The organism is Mesorhizobium sp. P2_F8 (genome assembly GCF_056403655.1).
Genome location: NZ_JBFUFB010000009.1, coordinates 1 through 18,624, shown reverse-complemented (window position 1 = coordinate 18,624; position 18,624 = coordinate 1). Strand labels below are relative to the sequence as shown.

The following is an 18,624-nucleotide window of genomic DNA, read 5'->3' as shown; positions in this document are numbered from 1 at the left end:
AATGACAATCCGGGAGCGTTAGAGCAAAGCCAAAGGATATCGCGCCATGAGCAAGCCCCAGAACCCCGTCCAGATGGCCGTGATCGGCGCCGCCCACGGCATCAAGGGCGAATTGCGGGTCAAGACCTTCACCGGTGAACCGCTGGCGCTGGCCGATTATGGGCCGCTCTATGCCAGGGACGGCCGCGCCTTCCAGATCATCGACATCAGGCCCGCCAACACCGTCGTCGTTGTCCGCTTCAAGGGTGTTGCCGACCGCAACGCAGCTGAGGCGCTCGCCGGCACCGAACTGTTTGTCGACCGCTCGATGTTGCCCGACGATGGCGAGGAGGACGAATTCTACCATGCCGACCTGGTCGGTCTGGAGGTCCGGGACGATGCCGGTGCTGCGATCGGCAAGGTCGTGGCCGTGCACAATTTCGGCGGTGGCGACATTCTCGATGTGACATTGGGCGGGCGCAAGGGCGTGCTGATCCCGTTCACGCAGGCCGCGGTGCCTGATGTGTCGATCGCCGAGGGCTTTGTCCGCGTCGACCCGGCGGCGGCCGGGCTGCTCGAGGACGAGGATGGCGATGCGCCGCGCGAGGAAGACTTCGATCCGAAGGGCAGGCCGCGCGGACCGCGCGACGCCGGGGGCAACCGGTGACGTTCAAAGCATCGGTGCTGACGCTCTATCCCGAGATGTTTCCGGGCGCGCTCGGCCTGTCGCTGGCCGGCCGGGCGCTGGAAGGTGGCACATGGTCGCTGGAAGCGATCCAGATCCGCGACTTCGCCACCGACCGCCACCGCACCGTCGACGACACGCCGGCCGGCGGCGGTGCCGGCATGGTGATGCGCGCCGATGTTTTGGCCAGGGCCATCGACCATGCTTCGCCCGAGGGCGACGCGCGGCCGCGGCTGCTGATGAGCCCGCGCGGCAGGCCGCTGACGCAGGCGCGCGTGCGCGAACTTGCCGCCGGGCCGGGCGCTGTGATCCTGTGCGGCCGCTTCGAGGGCGTCGACCAGCGGCTGATCGAGGCGCGCGGATTGGAAGAGGTTTCGATCGGCGATTTCATCCTCTCTGGCGGTGAGCCGGCGGCCCTTGTGCTGCTCGACGCGGTGGTGCGGCTGTTGCCCGGCGTCATGGGCAACGCCGTGTCGGGCGAAGAGGAGAGTTTCGAGAACGGCCTGCTCGAACACCCGCATTACACGCGGCCGCAGGAATTCGAGGGGCGCGAGATTCCCGAGGTGCTGATATCAGGCAATCACAAGAAGATCGCCGCCTGGCGGCGGGCGGAGTCCGAGGCGCTGACGAAAGAGCGGCGGCCCGACCTGCCCGGCGCTCAGCCTTTGTTGAAGTAGTAGAAGGCGAGGAACAGGCCGACGGCGACGACGAAGCCGCGCACCGCGTTCTGCGGCACGCGCTTGGCGATCCAGACGCCGGCATACCCGCCCAGCGCGCCGCCCGGGATCATGACGATCGCCTGCAGCCAGGCGACAACGCCGCCCGAGACGAAGACAACGATCGCCACCGCGGCGATGACAATGGCCAGCATGTTCTTCAGCGCGTTCAGCCGGTGATAGTCGCCGGCTTGCGTGAGGCCGAGCGTCGCCAGCATCATCACGCCCATGCCGGCGCCGAAGAAGCCGCCATAGATGGCGGTGATGAACTGCGCCAATGAACCGGTCAGCGTGCCCACCGCGGCTTCGTGCCCCGGCTTCGGCGCCGGTTTCAGCCACGGCCCGGCGGCAAACAGGGCCGTTGCGCCCAGCAGCAGCCATGGCACCAGGACGCGGAACGACGGATTGTCGAGCGCCAGCAGAATCAGCGCGCCAGCCAGCGCGCCGACCGCCGAGATCAGGCAGAGCAGCGATGCGCCACGCCAGAAGTGGCGGATGTCATCCCAGTAGGCGAGCGTCGAGGTGATGTAGCCGGGAAACTGCGTCACCGAGGAGGTGGCGTTGGCGACGATCGGCGGCAGGCCGACCAATGTCATGGCGCCGAAGGTGATGAAGGTGCCGCCACCGGCGACCGCATTGGCGGCGCCTGACAGAAAGCCCGCCAGGAAAAGCAGGATGGCGTCGAAGATAGACATGTAAGGCCGCCGCGAAAAACTGTGCTGCGCCCGGCTTAGGAAGCCTGGCATACGGACGCAACCCGGCACCGGAAGGTTATGATGGTGCCATGCAGGCAAAAAAGACTCGGGGTCAGGCGTGACAAAGCGCTGAAATAGCTGTATGTGCCCGCCCGTACCGGCAAGAAAAACTCTGCCGGACCCGTCACCAATGACGGTGTAGTCGCCCCTGCCCGATGTCTTGGACACCGATGTCTTCGATAAAGGGCATAGCCGAGCGGTCATCGGAACTGCAAGGCGAGTGTCGGACGCTCTGGCTGTCGGAAGAACAAGAAGTGGATTTTTGAGATGGATATTCTCCGTCAACTCGAGGCCGAGCAGGCCGCCAAGATCGAAGCCAAGCGCAAGCTTCCCGAATTCCAGCCCGGCGACACCGTGCGCGTCCAGGTCCGCGTGACCGAAGGCACCCGCACCCGCGTCCAGGCCTATGAGGGCGTCGTCATCGCCCGCGCCGGTTCCGGCTTCCAGGAAAATTTCACCGTCCGCAAGATCTCCTACGGCGAAGGCGTCGAGCGCGTGTTCCCGGTCTATTCGCCGATGGTCGAGGGCGTCGAGATCGTTCGCCGCGGCAAGGTGCGTCGCGCCAAGCTCTACTATCTGCGCGATCGTCGCGGCAAGTCGGCCCGTATTTCGGAAAACACCGGCGTGCGCGCCCGCAAGCTGAACGATGACGAGCGCGATGCGCTGAACGCCGAGAAGGCCCGCATCGAGGCCGAGAAGGTGGCAGCCGCCGAGGCTCTGGCCGCCGAGACGGCCGCCAAGGAAGCAGCCGAGAAGAAGGCAGCCGCCGAGACTGAGGCAGCCAAGGCCGCGGAAGCCGCGACCGCCGAATAAGTTTTTCGCCAATCATGTTTGTAGAAAAGGCGGCTTCGGCCGCCTTTTTCGTTTTCAGGAATGAAGCACTGGCTGGATATCCGCGATTGACTCCTATTATATCGTGTACTAAACAATCGTGCACAATATAAATGGAGACACGAGATGACCGCATTGTATTCCACCCAGGCCCGCGCCGTCGGCGGCCGCGCCGGCCACGTCCAGAGCAGCGATGGCCTGCTCAGCCTCGACCTTGCCATGCCGAAGGAACTTGGCGGTAAGGGCGGCGCCACCAATCCCGAGCAGCTTTTCGCCGCCGGCTATGCCGCCTGCTTCGAAAGCGCCATGCGCTTCATCGCCGGCAAGCAGAAACTGCTGCTGCAGGATGCGTCGGTGACAGCCAATGTCAGCCTGCATCCCAATGGTCAGGGCGGTTTCCTGCTCGGCGTTTCGCTGGCGGCCGAGACGAAAGGTCTTGATCAGGCGGCGGCGGAAGCGCTTGTATCGGCAGCGCATGAGGTTTGTCCCTATTCCAACGCCATCAAGGGCAACATCGAGGTGGCGCTTTCGGCAAAGGCGCTTCCGGCAAAGGCAGCATGACCACCAGAACGATCCCTTCGCCCCTGGACGTCCCGGCGGATTTCGCCGGGATACCGAAGCTCGACCAGCAKCTSTGCTTCGCGCTCTATTCGGCGAGCGGGCTGATGACRMRGMTCTACCGGCCGCTGCTCGAGCCGCTCGGCCTGACCTACCCGCAATATCTGACCATGCTGGCACTGTGGGAACATGCACCGCGCACGGTCGGCGAACTTGGCGACGCGCTGGGGCTCGATTCGGCAACGCTGACGCCGCTGCTCAAGCGACTGGAAGCGAACGGCCTGGTCACGCGCCGGCGCGATGCCGCCGACGAACGCCGGGTGCTGGTCGAACCGACGCCTCAGGGCAAAGCCCTGCGCGAGGGCGCCAAGGCGGTGTCGGCCGCGATGCGGTGCCATTCGCCGCTCGACGGCGACGAGCTGAAATCCCTGCACCGCTCCCTGACCCGTCTGATCGACGGTTTGCGGGAAGCGAGCGCCGATTGACGAGAACCACGGCGATCGTCCAGGAATCCCCGGATAGAAGGCAATGGAATCCGTTTTCACGTGCGCCGACGCAGTGCACCGTCTTGCATGACGCTTGCGGAAAGCTAAAGTCGGCGCCGGATTTTCCTGCATGCCCGGCCGATGTCCGGGCGCCTTCACTTCCGGGGAGTGTGTCATGACCAAATCGAAACTGCTGCTGGCCGGCCTGCTTGCCCTCATGCTTACGCCCGTTGCCGCCTTGGCGCAGGCGCTGCCCGATCTCGGCGGCAAGAAGGTGGTGGTGGTGACCGAAAACGCCTATCCGCCGCTGCAGTTCATCGATGCCAAGACGGGAAAACAGATCGGCTGGGAATATGATGCGATGAACGAGATCGCCAAGCGGCTGAACTTCACCGTGGAGTACCAGAACACCTCCTGGGACGCGATGATCCAGGCGGTTTCCGACAACCAGTACAATATCGGCATGACCGGCATCACCATCAAGGACGACCGCAAGCAGAAGGTCGACTTCTCCGACCCCTATATGCGGTCGGAACAGTTCATGCTGGTGCGCGGCGACGAAAGCCGCTTCACGGACGCCAAGACCTTCGGCGCTTTCAAGGACGGGCTGATTGGCGCCCAGGCCGGCACGACGCCCTTCTACACCGCCGTCTACAGCGTGCTCGACGGCAATGAGCAGAATCCGCGCATCAAACTGTTCGAGACTTTCGGCGCGACGGTGCAGGCGTTGAAGTCCGGCGACGTCGATGTCGTCCTGACCGATGGTACCGCGGGCAAGGGCTATGTCGATGCCTCCGACGGCAAGCTGAAGCTGATCGGCGGGCCGCTGGGCACCGAGGATTTCGGGTTTATCTTTCCGAAGGGCTCCGATCTGGTGAAGCCAGTCAACGCGGCAATCGCGGCGCTCAAGGCCGACGGCACGTTCGACACGCTCAACAAGAAATGGTTCCTTGATTACAAGATGGGGCAGTAGTTCGTCTTGGCGCGGGTGTGGGGTGGTTCTAGCGCGCTGAACCTTGCACGAACATCGTTTCTTCCCACCCCCCTCTGTCCTGCAGGACATCTCCCCCGCAAGGGGGGAGATCAGATGTCGCCCCCGCTTTCGCCAATCGCCAATGTTGAAGCACTGCCTCCGGAGCTTCCAATCTCCCCCCTTGCGGGGGAGATTGCCGGCAGGCCAAAGGGGGGTGCCTTGGTGCAATCCTTCTGATGCAGGCCGCTTCTACCTCAAAATCCGACTTCCCCTGGTGGCTGGTCGTGGCCGTGGCCATCGCGATTGCGGTGGCCGTCTTCGTTGCCACCAGCAACCTCTACGCCCAGGTCTTCGCCACCGTTGCCAAGGGCATAGGCATTACCGTTTTCGTCACCGTGATTGCCTTCGTTTTGGCGTCTGGCATTGGCCTCGGCGTCGCGCTGATGGGGCTGTCGGGCTCGCGCTGGCTACGCCAGATCGCCCGCTTCTATGTCGAGATCATCCGCGGCGTGCCGATCCTGGTGCTGTTGTTCTGGATCGCCTTCGTCGGCGCGCCGGCCTTCGTCGCGGGTTGGAATGCCCTGACCGCACCGTTTCAGAATGCCGGCCTCGTGGGCGAATTGCTGGTGCGCGACGTGTCGCTCTTGTGGCGCGCCATCATGGCGCTGACCATCGGCTATTCGGCGTTCATCTCGGAGGTCTTTCGCGCCGGCATCCAGGCCGTCGAGAAGGGCCAGATCGAGGCGGCGAAGGCGCTCGGCCTGACACGCGCTCAACGCTTCCGGCTGATCGTGTTTCCGCAGGCGATCCGCACCATCCTGCCGCCGCTCGGCAATGATTTCGTCGCCCTGGTCAAGGATTCCTCGCTGGTCTCGGTGCTCGGCGTCGCCGACATCACGCAGATGGGCAAGGTCTATGCCGCCGGCTCGTTCCGCTTCTTCGAGACCTATTCGATCGTCGCCTACATCTATCTCATCCTGACCGTCGGCCTGTCGCTGGCCTTGCGGGCGCTGGAACGGCGGTTGCGTCGCCAGCACGAAGAATAGTTTTTGAGCGAAGACGGCGCTACGATCCTTGTCTCCATATCTCGAATGAGGACGTCACATGATCGTCGACAAAGCCAATGCGGCGCTTGATTCCGTCTACACCGCCGACACGCCGGAAGCGCTGGCCGAGGCCTATGCCGCGTGGGCCGCGACCTATGACAGCGAGACGGCTTCGCTCGGTTATCTCCTGCCCTTCCTGATCACCGCCTGGGTGGCCCGCCACGTGGCGGCGGGCGACGGACCGCTGCTCGATGCCGGCTGCGGCACCGGCCTCTCTGGACCGTCGCTGCAGGCGCTGGGCTACCGCGACATTGCCGGGCTCGACCTCTCCGACGACATGCTGAAAATCGCCGGCAGCCGCAATGCCTACAGCGAGCTGAAACAAGCGATGCTGGGCGGGCCGCTGCCGTGGCCGGATGGCCATTTCCGCGCTTTCTTCTCAACCGGTGTTTTCACCATCAGCCATGCGCCGGCCTCGAGCCTGCATGAGCTGGTGCGCATCACCCGGAAGGGCGGCCATGCCGTCTTCACCGTGCGCGACCAAGTGTTCGATAGCGGCGGCTTCCAGGCCGTGTTCGACGAACTGGAGCAGGCGAAGACATGGCGGCTGGTCGAGCAAAGCCCATGGTTCCGCTGCTACGCGATCGCCGAGCCCGATGCGCTGGTGAAGACATTAGTTTTTGAGGTGATGTGAGGGGAGAGGAACCTACGTCCTGCGACGGCAGCTTCCAATTGCCGAAAAGCCAAAACATTGGTATGAGCCACGCCATGGAAGAGCTTTTTGGCGATCCGGCCTATAAGGGGTTCGTGCTGCAGGACAGAAAACGCCTGCCGTCGCGTTTCTCCGCGCGCGTCTCCGGCGCGCTGACCAGCCGACTACACTAGGCCGACCTGTCCAGGTCGTTTCGCCGGACCGGTGATCCGGCATCTGCTCTTTCCCATTCTCATATCGACGGATTTACGCACATGAGCGCACCGCGCACCCTCTACGACAAGATTTTCGACGACCACGTCGTCGACCGCCAGGACGACGGCACCTGCCTGCTCTACATCGACCGCCACCTCGTCCATGAAGTGACTAGCCCGCAGGCCTTCGAAGGCTTGCGCCTGAGCGGCCGCAAGGTCCGGCATCCGGAAAAGACGCTGGCCGTGGTCGATCACAATGTCTCGACCTCGCCCGAGCGCAAGTTCGGCATCAAGAACGAGGAAAGCCGCATCCAGGTCGAGGCGCTGGCCAAGAACGCCAAGGATTTTGGCGTCGAATATTATTCGGAAAACGATATCCGCCAGGGCATCGTCCACATCATCGGCCCGGAGCAGGGCTTTACGCTGCCCGGCATGACCATCGTCTGCGGTGACAGCCACACCTCGACCCACGGTGCCTTCGGCGCGCTGGCGCACGGCATCGGTACGTCCGAGGTCGAGCATGTGCTGGCGACGCAGACGCTGATCCAGCGCAAGGCCAAGAACATGCTGGTGCGTGTCGACGGCCAGTTGCCGGATGGCGTCACCGCCAAGGACATCATCCTCGCCATCATCGGCGAGATCGGCACCGCCGGCGGCACCGGCTATGTCATCGAATATGCCGGCGAGGCGATCCGTGCGCTGTCGATGGAAGGCCGCATGACGATCTGCAACATGTCGATCGAGGGCGGCGCGCGCGCCGGCCTGATCGCGGCAGACGAGACAACCTTCGCCTATGTCAAGGACAAGCCGCGCGCACCGAAGGGCGCGGCGTGGGATGCGGCAATGGAATACTGGAAGACGCTGCAGTCCGACGAAGGCGCGCATTTCGACAAGGTGATCGTGCTCGACGCGGCCAAGTTGCCGCCGATCGTTTCCTGGGGCTCCTCGCCCGAGGATGTCGTGTCGGTGCAAGGCATCGTGCCGAACCCGGACGATATCTCGGATGAAAACAAGCGCACCTCCAAGCAGCGCGCGCTCGACTATATGGGGCTGACGCCGGGCACCAGGATCACCGACATCACGCTCGATCGCGTCTTCATCGGTTCGTGCACCAATGGCCGCATCGAGGATCTGCGCGCCGTCGCCAAGGTGGTTGAAGGCAAGACTGTCAGCCCGCATGTCGATGCGATGATCGTGCCGGGCTCCGGCCTGGTCAAGGAACAGGCGGAAGCCGAAGGCCTCGACAAGATCTTCGTTGCCGCCGGCTTCGACTGGCGCGAGCCGGGCTGCTCGATGTGCCTTGCCATGAACGACGACCGGCTGAAGCCGCATGAACGCTGCGCCTCGACCTCGAACCGCAATTTCGAAGGCCGGCAAGGCTTCAAGGGCCGCACCCACCTGGTGTCACCGGCGATGGCGGCGGCGGCGGCGATCGCCGGCCACTTCGTCGATATCCGCGAGTGGAAATAACGCTGGAGCCTTCGGCTTCTAATGCATGCCAGACCCCGGACCGCCTTGTGGCTCCGGGGTCTTTTTCATCCGCTCCGTTGCATATTCAGCTTTCGCTTAACTGCTTGTTTGGGCTTGCACCCTAAGGTCTTCCCTGACGTAAGCGAGGGGAAGTCACAGTCCTTTGGACACCGGCCTGTTGATAGCGCTGCTCAATCCGACGATCGCGCTGGCACTCGGCGCGGCCTTCCTCGTGCTATGGTCCTATCAACGCCACCGCCCGTATCTCGCCGTGCTGGCGATCAGCTACGGTCTCTCGGCGGTCGGCTTCCTGTTGCAGTATTTCACCTTGCCCTTCGGCATGCAGCTGACCAAGCTGACGTCGAATATCTGCTTCACCGTTGCCGGTTGCTGCCTGTCCAGCGCCATCATCCACCGCTATGGCCGCAAGGTGCCCTATGTCGGGATCGGCGTACTGGCCGGCGGGGGCCTGGCGTCGTTTTGCTGGCTCCTGTTCGTCGCGCCGGATCTCACCTGGCGCATCCTGGCGATGAATTTCGCGTTCGGCGGGATCAGTCTTCTGGTCGCCGCCGAACTGCGCCCGGTGCGAAGCAATGGCCCGAGCGAAAACATCCTGTTCGCGCTGTCGCTGCTGTCGGGCCTGAACTTCTTCGTGCGAACCCTTGTCGTCGTCATCGCGCACGGACCCTTCACCAGCTATGACGGGTTCTATGCCTCGTCCTACTGGACGACGGCGCTGCTGTCGCATGCACTGCTGTCGCTGCTGATTGCGCTTTGCCTGTTCTCCGCCGCGGCACTTGACGTGATGAAGGCGCTGAAGACCGAGACCTACACCGACCCACTTTCGGGTCTTCTCAATCGCCGCGGCTTCGAGGAACGAGGCATGCAGCTGTTGCGCCACTGCGCCACGGCCCGCTTCCCGGTCGCGCTGGTGCTGGCCGACCTCGATCATTTCAAGGCGCTCAACGACGTACATGGGCATGCGGCGGGCGATCGCGTGATCGCCGACTTCGCTTCCAAGCTTCGGTTGGCCGCCGGGACGCGCGGCGTTGCCGGGCGTATCGGCGGCGAAGAGTTTGCCGTGCTGCTGCCGCTTAGTGATCTCGCCGCCGCGCGGCTGTTCGCCGAGGCCGTGCGCACGGTCTATTCGGCCGGCCAGGTCGACGGGCTTCCTGCCGGCACCAAGGTGACAGCGAGTTTCGGCGTGGCGGCCCGCAGCGGCGACGAGGCGCTGGAGCCGCTGATGCGCCGTGCCGACGATGCGCTCTACAAGGCCAAGAAGAATGGCCGCGACAGCGTGCGCCTGTCCTACGAGCGCCCGGAAACGGTGTTCGTGCCGGAGCCGCTCAAGGTGGGCTGATCGCGCCCCGCCGGGCCAGCGTTAACGTCTTCTTCGCCGCTCGATGCTTAGCTGTCGGCGCGGGTTCGGGAAGACTATGAGCGGCGCCAATTTCATCCTGTTGATCAATGTGTCGGTCGCCGGCCTGTTGGCGGCGTCCTTCATCGCGGTCGCGTTGCATGAGGCCGGTCGCGCCGCGCCGCGCTGGCTGGCGTTCGGCTATCTGCTGGGCATGGTGTATTTCGCCATCGAATTCAGCATCCCCGCCTTCGACAACGCGCGGCCGGTGGTCGTCGCCGCCTTCGCGGTGTTCCTTGGCGCCACCATCGCCTTCAATGGCGGGCTGGCGCACAAATACGGCGTATCGCCACCGTGGAAGCAGATGCTGTTCTTCCTCGTCGCCACCTCTGTCGCGGTGTACTTCGTGCAGGACCTGCCGCGCCAGTCGCTGGCCCGCATGATGGCCTACCAGCTTCCCTATGCGGTCATGCAGTTCATCGGTCTCGTGATCGTCTGGTCGTCGAGGCAAAGGCACGCCCGTCTCGACCGCATCCTGATGGCGGTGCTGGCGGCCAGCGGGCTGCAGTTTGCCTCAAAGCCGTTCATCGCGCATGCGCTCGGCGGCTGGGGCGCCAACCCGCAGGCCTATCTGCAAAGCAACTACGCGTTGGTGTCGCAGTCGCTCGGCACCGTCTTTGGCCTGGCGCTGGCGCTGCTGATTCTGGCCATCCTGGTTCGCGACGTGCTCGCCGAGGTGCCGTCGAGGTCGGAGACGGACACGCTTTCGCGCCTGCTCAACCGCGGCGGCTTCGCCCGCCACGCGGAGCTGGCGGTGCTGGGCGCGGTGCGGCAAGGCGTGCCGGTCGCGCTGGTCATCGCCGACCTCGATCATTTCAAGAGCGTCAACGACAGCTTCGGCCATGCGTCCGGCGACCGGGTGATCGAGACTTTTTCCGGTTTCCTGCGCGAGGCCGCCGCTGGTCACCATGTCGCCGGCCGAATCGGTGGCGAGGAGTTCGCCATCATCCTGCCGGGAACCAACCTTGCCGCCGCCCGGCTGTTCGCCGAGGGCGCGCGCAGCGCTTTCAGCGCGCTGCCCATCGATGGACTGCCGGTGGACAATCGCTGCACGGCAAGCTTCGGCGTCGCCGAGCTTCATCCGAGCGAGGATTTTGCCGGTCTGATGCGGCGCGCCGACCAGGCACTTTACCAGGCGAAGAATGCCGGGCGCGATTGTGTGCGTGTCTCCGCCGGGCCGGCCGGCGGAAGAGAGATTACAGCCGGCGCTGGTTAGATCCGGATCACTGGCAGGGGCTGAGCTCGGGCATCTCGCCATCAGCAAGCCCGTACATATAGCTGCGGCCCTTCACGAACACCGGCGGCCGGTAACAATCGCCGGAGCCGGTGATTTCGTCATTCTCGTAGATCACCCTGGGCTGGCCGGCGCTGGTGTAGTCGGACAGCTGCTGGGCCAATTTGCCTTCGCCAACCAGGATGCGCTTGTAGCCGGCGGCGCTGTCGATGACGAGATTGCCGAGCGAATCGGCGTAGACGCGGTCGTGGTGGCGTGCGCCGGCGAGCGCTGGCGCCGCCAGGCCAACGACGGAAGCCGCCACGATGAGCGCCACAAGGCGCATTCTTTCCGAGTTCGAACGCATGGCGTCCTCCTTGCTTAGAGGAAAGCCTCCTCGAATCAGAAATTAACCTTTTCTTAACCTTTGTTAAGAGGCCGGCGCGATTCGTGGCGATGTCTCGGTGAACATGGTTAATATCCGACTGGGTGGAAAACCCGGTGGCCATCTTTCGGCCATGCTTGGCCGCACCATCGCGGCCGGCGTCAAGCTCGGCGTCTGACGACCTTGATCTTGGCAACGTATCGTGGCCAGTTTGCCGCGCGGGAGGGACAGCATATGGCGCCAGGCCGGACGTTTCGGGTGACGCTTTTCCTGTTGCCGCTTCTGGTCGCCATGGCCTGCGTGCCGCAGAATGATCCTCCGAGAGCCGGCAACAGAGCCGCAACGTCGTTCTCGCTGGCGCCTGCCGCCTCGGCGGGCGGTGCCGGCACCGACATGACCTCGCCGCAGCCGCGCACCGCGACCTACAGTTGCGCCGATGGCGGCAGGATGACCATCGAGAATCTCGGCACCTCGGTGCATGTTCTCGGGTCCGACGGTACCAGCGAAGATCTGCAGGCCTCGCCAGCCAACCAGAACAGCCGTTACCAGCAGGCGCATGACGCGATTGTGATCGATGGCCGCGAAGCGCTGGTCATGAAGGCTGGGTCGACGCCGGTGACCTGTAAGCGCTGACTTGGGGGCCATGTCGGACCGGTATGTTGCACTGCAGCGATAGCGAGCCGGCTTCGGCCCAATCACCGCTAATCGATTGAAGCCTGCGCCTGCCTTTTAGTCAGACTAAATTACGTTTTCGAAACGGTTTTCTGGCTTTGACGCGGTGCAAAAAGAGCATTAGAAACCGGCTGTCCGAAGTCGCATCCGGAAGCGGCAATGCCGCATTTCCACCTGAGGCTCCAGGGACGCCGATCTGGGGGAGCCATGAGCAAATCACCAGCCACCCGCGCAAGACCGCTTTCGCCGCACCTGACCGTGTACCGGCCGCCGATCACCATGACGATGTCGATCATCCATCGCATTACCGGCGGCGCGCTCTATTTCGGCACGCTGCTGGTCGCCATATGGCTGATGGCGGCGGCAAGCTCGCAGCCGACGTTCGACTGGGTCAACTGGGCCTTCGGCACTTGGCTCGGCCGGCTGATCCTGTTCGGCTACACCTGGGCGCTGATGCACCACATGCTGGGTGGCGTGCGCCACCTGGTATGGGATACCGGCGCTGGCCTGGAGAAGCACACGGCCTCGAAGATCGCCTGGGCGACGCTGGCCGGCTCGATCCTGCTCACGCTGCTGATCTGGATCGCCGGCTATGTGGCGCGGGGAGCCTGATCATGAGCACTGGCAAGACCGACATGCGCACGCCGCTGGCGAAAGTCCGCGGCCTGGGTTCGGCCCGCGAGGGCACCGGACATTTCTGGCGCCAGCGCCTCACTGCCATCGCCAACATCCCGCTGACGCTGTTCTTCGTCGGTTTCCTGATCGCGCTCAACGGCGCCGGCTATGCGGACGTGCGGGCGGCGCTTGCCAATCCGTTCGTGGCCCTGGTGCTGGCCCTGGTGCTCATCTCCGGGCTCATCCATATGCGGCTCGGCATGCAGGTGATCATCGAGGACTACGTGCATGGCGAGGGCATGAAGCTGGCGCTTATCGCGCTCAATACGTTTTTCACCATAGCGGTCGGCGTCGCCTCGATCTTCGCCCTGCTCAAGCTGGCATTCGGAGGCTGAGTTGGCCAAGGACGCAAAAGGAGCCAACACCGGTTCCGCTTACACCTATGTCGACCACAAATTCGACGTCGTGGTCGTCGGCGCCGGTGGTGCCGGCCTGCGCGCGACGCTCGGCATGGCCGAACAGGGCCTGCGCACCGCCTGCATCACCAAGGTTTTCCCGACCCGCTCGCACACGGTGGCGGCGCAAGGCGGCATCGCCGCTTCGCTGTCCAACATGGGGCCCGATTCCTGGCAGTGGCATATGTACGACACCGTCAAGGGCTCGGACTGGCTGGGCGATGTCGACGCCATGGAATATCTGGTGCGCGAGGCGCCGGCGGCGGTCTACGAGCTCGAGCACTATGGCGTGCCGTTCTCGCGCACCGAGGAGGGCAAGATCTACCAGCGGCCGTTCGGCGGCCACATGATGAATTACGGCGAGGGCCCGCCGGTGCAGCGCACCTGCGCGGCCGCCGACCGCACCGGCCACGCCATCCTGCACACGCTCTACGGCCAGTCGCTGAAGAATAACGCGCAGTTCTTCATCGAGTATTTCGCGCTCGACCTGATCATGGAGCCGGACGGCACCTGCACCGGCGTCGTCGCCTGGAACCTCGACGACGGCACCATCCACCGCTTCTCGGCCAAGATGGTGGTGCTGGCGACCGGCGGCTATGGCCGCTCCTATTTCTCGGCGACTTCAGCCCACACCTGCACCGGTGACGGCGGCGGCATGGCCGCTCGCGCCGGCCTCCCATTGCAGGACATGGAGTTCGTGCAGTTCCACCCGACCGGCATCTACGGCGCCGGCTGCCTGATCACCGAAGGCGCGCGCGGCGAGGGTGGCTATCTCGTCAACTCCGAGGGCGAGCGCTTCATGGAGCGCTACGCGCCGTCGGCTAAGGACCTTGCCTCGCGCGACGTCGTCTCGCGCTGCATGACGCTGGAGATCCGCGAAGGGCGCGGCGTCGGCCCGAAGAAGGACCACATCTTCCTGCACCTCGACCATCTCGATCCGGCCGTGCTGCACGAGCGGCTGCCGGGCATTTCGGAATCGGCAAAGATCTTTGCCGGCGTCGACCTGACCAAGGAGCCGATCCCGGTGCTGCCGACGGTGCACTACAATATGGGCGGCGTGCCGACCAACTACTGGGGCGAGGTGCTCAACCCGACGCCAAGGAGCCCGGACAAGGTGTCGCCCGGGCTGATGGCGGTCGGCGAGGCGGGCTGCGCCTCGGTGCATGGCGCCAACCGGCTGGGTTCGAACTCACTGATCGACCTTGTGGTGTTCGGCCGCGCTGCGGCGATCAGGGCCGGCCAGGTCATCGACCGCAAGTCGGCGATCCCCGCGCCCAACGAAGCCTCGGTCGAAAAGATCATGGACCGCTTCGACCGGCTCCGCCACGCCAACGGCTCGACGCCGACGGCAAGCTTGCGCGAAAAGATGCAGCGGGCGATGCAGGAAGACGCGGCGGTGTTCCGCACGCAGGAATCGCTGGAGAATGGCTGCAAGCGCATTTCGGAAATCTGGACCGAACTGAAGGACATCAAAGTGGTCGACCGTTCGATGATCTGGAACTCCGACCTTGTCGAGACGCTGGAACTGGAGAACCTGATGGCCAACGCCATCACCACGGTCTACAGCGCCGAGGCGCGCAAGGAGAGCCGCGGGGCGCATGCGCGGGAAGACTTCTCGGCACGCGACGACACGGCCTGGCGCAAGCATACGCTGGCCCGGCTCAGCGAAGACGGCAAGGTGACGCTGTCCTACCGGCCGGTGCATACCGAGCCGCTGCTGGCGGAAAAGGACGGCGGCATCAGCCTCGCCAAGATCGCGCCCAAGGCCAGGGTGTATTGACGATGGCGCCGGCGGCAGCAGGATATTCCGGTACGCCCCTTCCGGCCAAGCTCGGCCTGAAGGACGGCATGACCGCAGCCTTTATCGCGCTGCCCCACGACCTGGACGATCTCACGGATGCCGCGCGTTTCTCTTCGGTCGACCGGCTGGCCGATTGGTCGGAGATTTCGGGAACGACCCAGAAATACGATGCCGTCCATGCCTTCACCCGGCAGCGTGCCGAGATCGAGGATCGCCTCGGCGATGTCGAAGCGGCGATCAAGCGCGACGGCATGGTCTGGGTGTCCTGGCCGAAAAAGGCATCGAAGGTGCCGACCGACGTCACCGAGAGCGTCGTTCGCGCCGAGGCGCTGAAGCGCGACCTGGTCGATGTGAAAGTCGCCGCCGTCAATGAAATCTGGTCCGGGCTGAAGCTCGTCATCCGAAAAGACCGCAGGTAACGGTTGAACTGACGCTCCCCAAGAATTCGAAGATCCAGCAAGGCAAAACCTGACCGAAGCCGGATGGCGCACGGTCTCTATCGCGCTTTTCGATGACCTCTGCGATATGGCTGGCGCTGTCGACTTTGCACAGATCGACCGGCTGGCCCGTCCGATCGAGAATTTCGGCGCTCGCCTGAAATACGAGGCCGTCCATCTCTCACACAACAATGCGCTTAGAGCGGTTCACCGTTTCACGGAAACGTCGAACCGCTCATGCACGCCGTTCGCCCAAAACCGAGGTCACTTTTGAGCGACGTATATTAGCGATCTCGAAAGTAATTGGCCGTTTGATATTTGCGCTCATCAGCATTGCCTTAGTATAGCTTTAAGTGATTTTCGATATCCACTTCGGAAATCGTCGATCGAGTGCGAAGTATGCGCGGATTTCATGCTATTCGTTGCTGGCCAATTGGATCATTGGTCAGCGTCGCTACGGTGGGGTCGCTCACCTGGCTCGTGTCGCTGGTTTATCTTCAGGAGAAAAGGCTGCTGGCGGTCCTTGGCCTGGGCGCTCTGTGCTCGCTTCTCTTGCTGGATCGCCTCCAAGGGGTCAGGTCGGATCAGCCAACAAGCAGGTGGTTCAGCGCCTACTTGTCGCTTATTCCTTGTTTTCTCTTCCTTTTCTATGTCTACGTCGAAAGTGTTTTCGGCTATTTCGATTGGGGCGCGATGTTCATGCATGTCGACGCCGGAGTTCTCACGCCCGGTGTCGTTCTCGAATGTCTGTTGAATACGGGAAGCACGATACTGGTCATTTTGGTCGTTCTTTTCGGCCTTGGCGCACTGAAGGCGCGCGGCACGCTGACACGAAGATTGGACGTTGCCTTGATGGCGTTCTTCCTGGCGGCAAACCCGATGCTGACGCGCCCGATCGCGGCTGCGATCCATCTCAACCCGCTGCATGATTTCCTGTCCAAGCGGTTCGTCGATATCACCTCTTTGACAAAACCGGCCGGAACAGCGTCGGAGACCGTCGCGCCAAGGAACCTCATTCATATTTTCATCGAGAGTGCCGAGCGCACCTACATGAACGAGGCGGAGTTCGGCGACGTCATGGGCCCGCTGCGCGAATTCGACAGGCGTGGCGTTTCGGCGACCAACATGGTGCAACTTGCCTACACCAACAACTCCATCTCCGGGATGGTCGCCGCCAACTGTGGAACGCCGCTGCTAATAGCGTATTTCACAACGCGCCAGTACATGGAGGAGAATTCGCAATTCCTGCCAGGCCTGACCTGCCTGGGCGATGTTCTGAAGGCGCGAGGCTATCAGCAGAACTTCATTTCCGGTTGGCCGCTCGGCTTCACCGGTCAGGGAGAATTCTATTCCACCCATGGCTATTCATCGCTGTTTGGGGGATCCGAAGTGATGGCCGCCGTCGGTGGGCGTGGCAGCTCTTTTGGCGCCGATGACGCCCAGGTTCTGGACATGAGCTTCGACGTTTTGCGGCGCGCGAACCGAGACGGCAAACCGGTCTCGCTGACGATCGCCGTCAGTGGTGGGCATGCGCCGGATGGCTACCTGACTGACAAATGTATCGGCAAGACAGGACTTTCCCCACAAGCCCCCAATATTCTCCATGCCGTGAAATGCACCAACATGCTGGTCGCAGACTTCATCCACAAAGCCGAGGCCGAAGGTCTGATGAGGAACACCGTTCTGGCGTTGCAAAGTGACCACCTCAGCGCGCCGAGCACGGTGACGGATCGCCTGAACACGTTTGAACGGCGCAATTTTTTCTCCCTGTCGGGCGATGGCATTCCCTCCAAGGCGTATACCGGGCTTTCGGGCACGATTGACGTATTTCCCTCCATTCTGGAGGCGCTAGGCGTGCCGCTCCCAAATGACCAGGCTGCCCTTGGCGTTTCGCTGCTTGGGGATCGACCGACGCTGGTCCAGGCACTTGGACAGGGCCAGTTCGATGACGCGATCCATGCCGAGGATGTGCTCGTCAGATCATTCTGGCAGCTGAAACCGGCACGGACGGCCGCGGCGTCCGAGGCTGAGCCGCATTAATGCCAGGGTGCACACCGGCGGCAAGTGTTCGATGCCAGATAGCGCCTTGATTTGGCACCCAGAAGCCGATTAAAAGGTCACGTTCAGAGGCACGCCAATGGTCGAACTTACGCTCCCCAAGAACTCGAAGGTCCAGCAGGGCAAGACCTGGCCGAAGCCGGAAGGCGCGACCAATCTCAGGGAATACCGCATCTACCGCTGGTCGCCGGACGATGACGAGAACCCGCGCATCGACAGCTATTTCGTCGACATGGACGATTGCGGGCCGATGGTGCTCGATGCGCTGCTATGGATCAAGAACAAGATCGACCCGACGCTGACCTTGCGCCGCTCCTGCCGCGAGGGCATCTGCGGCTCCTGCGCCATGAACATCGACGGCTCCAACACGCTCGCATGCACGAAGGGCTGCGACGACATTTCCGGCGCCGTCAAGGTCTATCCGCTGCCGCATATGCAGGTGGTCAAGGACCTGGTGCCCGACCTCACCAATTTCTATGCCCAGCACGCCTCGATCCAGCCGTGGCTGAAGACGCAGGCCTATCGCTGGCTGATCGATTCCCGCGATGAGGCCAAGGGCGAGCGGCTCGACAACCTCGAAGACCCGTTCCGGCTCTATCGCTGCCACACCATCATGAACTGCGCGCAGACCTGTCCCAAGGGCCTCAACCCGGCCAAGGCGATCGCCGAGATCAAGAAGATGATGGTGGAGAGAAGGGTGTAGTTTTAGTGGGGAAATCACCTCAGCCGTTGCGATCCTTCCCACCCCCCTCTGTCCTGCCGGACATCTCCCCCGCAAGGGGGGAGATTGGCCGTCATCCCGGCTTTCGCTAATTTCCAACTTTGCGAGAATGGTCTGACCGCGCTAAAGCTGCCGATCTCCCCCCTTGCGGGGGAGATGTCCGGCAGGACAGAGGGGGTGCTGTCCYGCCGGCCTCAGAAGGATAGCGACGCCATGACAGATACCGACCTTCCCATTCTCTCCCCTGTCGAGGCGCGCGTGCTCGGCTGCCTGATCGAGAAGAAGGAGCTGACGCCGGATGTCTATCCGCTGACGCTCAACGGCGCGCATGCCGCGGCCAACCAGAAGACGGCGCGCGAGCCGGTGATGGCGGTCGAGCTTGTCGAGGTCAGGCGGGCGCTGAGCCAGTTGGAGCAGAAGGGAGCAGAAGGGCCTGGTCCGGCAGG

Annotated in this window: 22 protein-coding genes; 19 read left to right on the top strand and 3 right to left on the bottom strand. The window is 63.4% G+C overall.

Annotation, left to right across the window (positions count from 1 at the left end):
* Positions 1-46: 46 nt before the first annotated feature.
* Positions 47-646, top strand: a complete 600-nt coding sequence (gene rimM, locus AC1DZP_RS21905) for a ribosome maturation factor RimM (protein ID WP_477224712.1) — start codon at positions 47-49, stop codon at positions 644-646.
* Positions 643-1,341, top strand: a complete 699-nt coding sequence (gene trmD, locus AC1DZP_RS21900) for a tRNA (guanosine(37)-N1)-methyltransferase TrmD (protein ID WP_477305325.1) — start codon at positions 643-645, stop codon at positions 1,339-1,341. The genes rimM and trmD overlap by 4 nt, the downstream gene beginning before the upstream one ends.
* Here the strand turns inward: trmD and AC1DZP_RS21895 are convergent.
* Positions 1,323-2,075, bottom strand: a complete 753-nt coding sequence (locus AC1DZP_RS21895) for a sulfite exporter TauE/SafE family protein (protein WP_477305323.1) — start codon at positions 2,073-2,075, stop codon at positions 1,323-1,325. The genes trmD and AC1DZP_RS21895 overlap by 19 nt on opposite strands.
* A 327-nt stretch (positions 2,076-2,402) precedes the next feature.
* Between AC1DZP_RS21895 and rplS the strand changes: the two genes are divergently transcribed.
* The 9 genes from rplS to AC1DZP_RS21850 all read left to right on the top strand — a co-directional run bounded on the left by rplS (position 2,403) and on the right by AC1DZP_RS21850 (position 11,037).
* Positions 2,403-2,948: a 50S ribosomal protein L19 gene (gene rplS / locus AC1DZP_RS21890; RefSeq protein WP_477305321.1), complete on the top strand. Its 546-nt coding sequence runs from the start codon at positions 2,403-2,405 to the stop codon at positions 2,946-2,948.
* Positions 2,949-3,092: 144 nt separating this feature from the next.
* The gene (locus AC1DZP_RS21885) at positions 3,093-3,527 is read left to right on the top strand and encodes an organic hydroperoxide resistance protein (protein ID WP_477305319.1); all 435 of its coding nucleotides are present in this window, start codon (positions 3,093-3,095) and stop codon (positions 3,525-3,527) included.
* Positions 3,524-4,009, top strand: coding sequence for a MarR family winged helix-turn-helix transcriptional regulator (locus AC1DZP_RS21880; RefSeq protein WP_477305317.1), 486 nt, complete (start codon positions 3,524-3,526; stop codon positions 4,007-4,009). Before AC1DZP_RS21885 ends, AC1DZP_RS21880 begins: the two co-directional genes overlap by 4 nt.
* 175 nt (positions 4,010-4,184) lie before the next feature.
* Positions 4,185-4,982: a transporter substrate-binding domain-containing protein gene (locus AC1DZP_RS21875; protein ID WP_095084031.1), complete on the top strand. Its 798-nt coding sequence runs from the start codon at positions 4,185-4,187 to the stop codon at positions 4,980-4,982.
* Between the two features lie 236 nt (positions 4,983-5,218).
* Positions 5,219-6,028 (top strand): amino acid ABC transporter permease, encoded by an 810-nt coding sequence (locus AC1DZP_RS21870; protein WP_477305315.1) that lies wholly within the window; start codon positions 5,219-5,221, stop codon positions 6,026-6,028.
* Between the two features lie 58 nt (positions 6,029-6,086).
* Entirely contained in the window at positions 6,087-6,722 is a 636-nt protein-coding gene (locus AC1DZP_RS21865) for a class I SAM-dependent DNA methyltransferase (RefSeq protein ID WP_477305313.1), read from the top strand.
* A gap of 272 nt (positions 6,723-6,994) precedes the next feature.
* Positions 6,995-8,404 (top strand): 3-isopropylmalate dehydratase large subunit, encoded by a 1,410-nt coding sequence (gene leuC / locus AC1DZP_RS21860; protein ID WP_457150746.1) that lies wholly within the window; start codon positions 6,995-6,997, stop codon positions 8,402-8,404.
* 163 nt (positions 8,405-8,567) lie between these two features.
* Complete coding sequence (locus AC1DZP_RS21855; RefSeq protein ID WP_477305311.1) at positions 8,568-9,764, top strand: GGDEF domain-containing protein; 1,197 nt, start codon at positions 8,568-8,570, stop codon at positions 9,762-9,764.
* Positions 9,765-9,840: 76 nt separating this feature from the next.
* Entirely contained in the window at positions 9,841-11,037 is a 1,197-nt protein-coding gene (locus AC1DZP_RS21850) for a GGDEF domain-containing protein (RefSeq protein WP_477305309.1), read from the top strand.
* Between the two features lie 7 nt (positions 11,038-11,044).
* On the opposite strand, the gene AC1DZP_RS21845 is transcribed toward AC1DZP_RS21850, so the two are convergent.
* On the bottom strand, positions 11,045-11,401 hold the full coding sequence (locus tag AC1DZP_RS21845) for a hypothetical protein (protein ID WP_477305307.1): 357 nt from the start codon (positions 11,399-11,401) through the stop codon (positions 11,045-11,047).
* Positions 11,402-11,653: 252 nt separating this feature from the next.
* On the opposite strand from AC1DZP_RS21845, the gene AC1DZP_RS21840 reads away from it, so the two are divergent.
* The 5 genes from AC1DZP_RS21840 (at position 11,654) to AC1DZP_RS21820 (ending at position 15,381) form a co-directional block, all read left to right on the top strand.
* Positions 11,654-12,052 carry a hypothetical protein gene (locus AC1DZP_RS21840; RefSeq protein WP_477305305.1) on the top strand — a complete coding sequence of 133 codons (399 nt, stop codon included), beginning with the start codon at positions 11,654-11,656 and terminating at the stop codon, positions 12,050-12,052.
* 246 nt (positions 12,053-12,298) lie between these two features.
* A complete protein-coding gene (sdhC, locus tag AC1DZP_RS21835) occupies positions 12,299-12,703 on the top strand; it encodes a succinate dehydrogenase, cytochrome b556 subunit (RefSeq protein ID WP_477305303.1) in 405 nt (134 codons plus the stop codon).
* 2 nt (positions 12,704-12,705) lie between these two features.
* Complete coding sequence (gene sdhD / locus AC1DZP_RS21830) at positions 12,706-13,101, top strand: succinate dehydrogenase, hydrophobic membrane anchor protein (protein WP_379023756.1); 396 nt, start codon at positions 12,706-12,708, stop codon at positions 13,099-13,101.
* A 1-nt stretch (position 13,102) separates the two neighbouring features.
* Entirely contained in the window at positions 13,103-14,941 is a 1,839-nt protein-coding gene (gene sdhA, locus AC1DZP_RS21825; protein WP_477305301.1) for a succinate dehydrogenase flavoprotein subunit, read from the top strand.
* Between the two features lie 2 nt (positions 14,942-14,943).
* Positions 14,944-15,381, top strand: a complete 438-nt coding sequence (locus tag AC1DZP_RS21820; protein WP_477224697.1) for a DUF3052 family protein — start codon at positions 14,944-14,946, stop codon at positions 15,379-15,381.
* Here the strand turns inward: AC1DZP_RS21820 and AC1DZP_RS21815 are convergent.
* A complete protein-coding gene (locus AC1DZP_RS21815) occupies positions 15,359-15,577 on the bottom strand; it encodes a hypothetical protein (protein ID WP_477224696.1) in 219 nt (72 codons plus the stop codon). The two genes, AC1DZP_RS21820 and AC1DZP_RS21815, sit on opposite strands and share 23 nt — an antisense overlap.
* Positions 15,578-16,014: 437 nt before the next feature.
* Here AC1DZP_RS21815 and AC1DZP_RS21810 point away from each other — a divergent pair, with 437 nt between their 5' ends.
* The 3 genes from AC1DZP_RS21810 to AC1DZP_RS21800 form a co-directional block, all read left to right on the top strand.
* A complete protein-coding gene (locus AC1DZP_RS21810; protein ID WP_477305299.1) occupies positions 16,015-17,439 on the top strand; it encodes a sulfatase-like hydrolase/transferase in 1,425 nt (474 codons plus the stop codon).
* Positions 17,440-17,536: 97 nt separating this feature from the next.
* Complete coding sequence (locus AC1DZP_RS21805) at positions 17,537-18,160, top strand: succinate dehydrogenase iron-sulfur subunit (protein ID WP_477305295.1); 624 nt, start codon at positions 17,537-17,539, stop codon at positions 18,158-18,160.
* Between the two features lie 231 nt (positions 18,161-18,391).
* The coding region (locus tag AC1DZP_RS21800; protein ID WP_477305293.1) for a DUF480 domain-containing protein at positions 18,392-18,624 on the top strand (233 nt) is incomplete at its 3' end.